The sequence below is a fragment of the Mesorhizobium sp. M1A.F.Ca.ET.072.01.1.1 genome (genome assembly GCF_004023325.1).
Taxonomy (GTDB): Bacteria; Pseudomonadota; Alphaproteobacteria; order Rhizobiales; family Rhizobiaceae; genus Mesorhizobium.
The window spans coordinates 1-3,927 of the sequence record NZ_RZSF01000464.1 but is presented as its reverse complement, the minus strand read 5'-3'; the positions used below and the strand labels follow the sequence as shown (position 1 = coordinate 3,927).

At 67.4% G+C, this 3,927-nt stretch carries 3 protein-coding genes; all 3 read left to right on the top strand.

Annotated elements, in window-relative coordinates:
* Positions 1 to 768, top strand: a 768-nt coding sequence (gene tssK, locus EOA32_RS34275; RefSeq protein ID WP_245499491.1) for a type VI secretion system baseplate subunit TssK, incomplete at its 5' end; no start/stop codon positions are given.
* Between the two features lie 4 nt (positions 769 to 772).
* Positions 773 to 2,107 carry a type VI secretion system protein TssL, long form gene (gene tssL, locus EOA32_RS34270; protein ID WP_095801005.1) on the top strand — a complete coding sequence of 445 codons (1,335 nt, stop codon included), beginning with the start codon at positions 773 to 775 and terminating at the stop codon, positions 2,105 to 2,107.
* The coding region (gene tssM / locus EOA32_RS34265; protein WP_128374071.1) for a type VI secretion system membrane subunit TssM at positions 2,107 to 3,927 on the top strand (1,821 nt) is incomplete at its 3' end. The genes tssL and tssM, both read left to right, overlap by 1 nt.

Genomic DNA, 3,927 nt, shown 5'->3' with positions numbered 1-3,927 from the left:
AAGCTCGATGCGGCGGCGATCCGCGGCGGCGAGAAGACGACCGTTCCGACCGACAAGGCGGTCGCCGACAAGCTGCTGACCAAGGAGGAAGCGGCCGGCGCCCCCGAGGTCACTGTCTACAACATCCTGCTGATGCTTCATCTTGCCAATGCGGCCAAGCCGCGGCTCGCCCACATGCTGGCGCAAGATGTCTTCCATCCGGCCGAGCTCTACCTCGAGCTCGCCGGCCTCGCCGGCGAAATGGCGACTTATGGCTCCAGCTCGCGCCGGCTCGGCGAGCTGCCGGCCTATGACCACATGGCGCCCGGCCCTGCCTATATGGCCCTGGCGGACGCCTTGCGCTCGCTGATCCTCAGCCTGCGGTATATCGAGCCGAAATCGCGCGCGCTGCCGGTCATGCGGCATGCCACCAATGTCTGGAAGGTGCGCATCGACAACCCGAAGCTTCTGGTGGCCAGCCGCATCGTCATCCGCGTCGGCTCCGAACTGTCGGAAGACGCGCTGCGCAAGATCTTCGTCAACCAGGCCACCGTCGGGTCCGCCGACCAGTTCGAGGGGCTGTGGAAGTCGCGCCTGCCCGGCATTCCGCTGAAGCCGCTGCATTCGCAGCCGCGCGAGATTCCCTATGACGGCGACCGGCTGTGCCTGGAGCTGGACCAGAAGAGCGAGCATTGGGCCTCGCTGCTCGACGCCCCCGGTTTCGTCATCGGCGTTTCCGGCGTGCTGCCAAGCGAGCCGCAGGTCGACTGCTATTCGGTGAACAGGTGAGGCCATGAGCCGGGATGATCCTTTCGGACTGTCGGAGGATCGCGAACGCACGCGCATCAGGCTGACGGGCGCTTCGCCCCGGCCGATGGCGCCGCTGGCGCCGGGCGCGCCGGTGAAGCGCGCGCGCGCCCATCCCAATGTGCTGATCAATAGCTTCGCGCCGCTGCTCGAATTCGCGCCGGAGTTGGAAAGCGCGCTGGCGCCGGAGAACCCGGAAGTGCTGCGCACGCGCCTGCTCGAGGAGCTGGTGCGCGCACGCGATGCCGCGATGGCCGCGGGCTCGTCGCTGGAGCGGGCCGATCAGGCCGCCTGGGCGGTGGCGGCCTTGCTCGACGATCTCGCGCTCAACACGCCCTGGGGCGGCGCCAGCGCCTGGCCACGCCAGCCGCTGGTGGTGATGCTGCGCGGCGACGTCGATGCCGGCACGCAGTTCTTCTCGCGGCTCGACGAACTGGAGCGGCATCCGAACCGCGACCGCGAAATGCTGGAGTTGCAATATTATTGCCTGGCGCTCGGCTTCCGCGGCAAATATCGCGTGCCTGGCCGCGCCGGCGACCGCTCGCTCAATGCCGTTCGCGTGGCGGCGGCGCGCTTCCTGCGCAATGCCGACGCCGAAGATGCGCCGCTGTCGCCGAACTGGAAGGGCGTGATCGCCTCGGACGAGCCGCAGCGCTTCATCGTACCGATCTGGGTGATGGCGCTGGCGGCCGTGGTCATCGCCGCCGCTGCTTATGTCGGCCTGTCGATGGGGCTGAGCAGCCAGGCGGTCGAGCTCTCCGCCCTGGTCCGCGCTTTGCCGCCGCCCTCGCGGGGCGACGTCACCCGCGCCGCGCCCAAGGTCGACGCGCCCGAACCCGAGGCGCCGCAGCCGGAACCGGTCGATTTTGCGCTGCTGCCTGAATTCAAGGCCGAGGCGCCGGATGGTCTCAAGCCGGCGCTGAGCGGGACCGAGAGCGTGTCGCTGGCCAAGCTCGTCATCCAGTCTTCCAATCCCGAACTGTTCCAGTCGGCGCGGCCGACACTCACGCAGGGCTATGAGCCGCTGATCGAATCGATCGCCAAGGTGATCCTCGCCAATCAGGAACTGATCGGGAACGTCACGGTGGTCGGCCACACCGACAATGTGCGCCTGCAGAAATCCAACCCGCTTTCGTCGAACCAGCGGCTGTCGGAAGCGCGCGCCGAGACCATAGCCAACCTTCTGGTGCAGGCCGGCGTGCCGCAGGAGCGCATTCATTCGGAAGGGCGCGCCGAGACCGATCCGGTGGCCGACAACTCGACGCGCGAGGGCCGCGCGCTCAACCGCCGCGTCGAGGTCCTGGTCGAGAAGAGGCTCTGATGTTCATCCTGCGCTTCCTCTGGGCGGTTCTCACTTCGCGCTTCCTTTGGACGCTGATCGGCATCGCGCTGCTTTCGCTGCTGATCTGGGTGTTCGGCCCGATCGTCCAGGTCGGCCCGTATGCGCCGTTCGATTCCGACAATGTGCGCATCGCCATCATCGCCGGGCTTATCATCCTGTGGCTGATCTGGCTGATCATCGCGCAGCGCCGCGCGATCCGCGCCAACCGCATGTTCGTCGCCGAGATCGCCGCGCCCGTGGCGGAAAAGCAGCTCACTCCTGGCGAGGAAAGCGTTGCCGCGGTCGGCGCCAAATTCGGCGAGGTGATGGCGGAGCTCAAGCGACGCAAGCTCGGCGGCCGCAAATTCCTGCGCGAGATGCCTTGGTATGTCATCGTCGGACCGCCGGCCACGGGCAAGACCACTGCGCTGCGACAGTCAGGCCTCAACTTCCCGATCGATCTCACCGACGATCTGCAGGGCGTCGGCGGCACGCGCAATTGCGACTGGTTCTTCTCGGAGAATGCGGTGCTGATCGACACCGCCGGCCGTTACGTCCAGCAGGAAAGCCAGCCGGATGTCGACGCGACGGAATGGCTGGGTTTCCTCGATCTTCTCAAGAAGCATCGTGGCCGGCGCGCGCTCAACGGCGTCATCGTCGCGCTGTCGATCGATGCACTTTCGGAAGGCGACGAAGCGATCAAGGCGCATGGCCGCAAGATCCGCCGCCGGCTGGCGGAGCTGAACGACCGCCTCGAAATTCGCCTTCCCGTCTACCTGATGCTGACCAAGGCCGACCTGATCAAGGGCTTCGAGGCCTTCTTCGGCGGTCTCTCGACCGCCGCCCGCGAGCAGGTATGGGGGACGACCTTTCCGCTCGATGCCCGCATCGACGCCAAGACCGTCGAAAGAGAGCTTGCCGCGCTTGCCACGGAGCTGGAGCGGCGGCTGGTGCCGCGCCTGGAGGACGAGGACAAGCTCGGATCGCGCGCGGAAATCTTCCGTTTCCCGGCCCAGCTCGCCAGCCTCTCCGAGCCGATCCAGGTGCTGATCGAGGCGATGTTCGGCGAAAGCCGCTACGAGGAAGCCGCCTGGCTGCGCGGCCTCTATCTGACCTCGGCGACACAGGAAGGCGCGCCGATCGACCGGCTGACGGCGGCGCTGTCCTCCTCCTTCGGACTGCCGCCGCGCCGCGCGATGCTGGCGCCGCGCGTCGAGAAGCGCAGCTTCTTCCTGCGCAATCTCCTGACCGAGGTCATCTTCAAGGAAGCGGGTCTCGGCACGTTCGATCCGCTGGCGCAGCGCCGCCGCGCCTGGATTTGGCGCGGCGCGGCCGCGGCTTGCGCGCTTGCCGCCCTGCTGGCGGGTGGACTGTTCACCTGGTCCTATCTCGACAACCGCAATGCGATCACCGAGCAGGCCGGCCAGTTCGAGGCGCTGCAGGCGCCGCTGACCGACGTCTCCGCCATGCCTGCTTCGGTGGAGCAGCCGACGATGGACGGGGCGCTGGCCGCGATGGATGCGGTGGCGACGGCGCGCACCGCATCGCCGGACGCTGTCCACAATTTGCTCGGCCCGACCGCTTCGGCCGAGCTCGTGCGCGCCCAGACCGACACTTACGACCACGCGCTGCGCAACGTGCTCGAGCCGCACATGGTGGCGCTGCTCGAGGCCACGATGTGGCGGCAGATCCGCGATCCGGATTTCATGCTCGGCGCGCTGAAGACCTATCGCATGATGACCGGCCTGTCGCAGATGGACACCGACTTCGTGCAGAACTGGTGGGTGAACAGTCTGCCGGAATTCGCGCCCGCCCCGCCC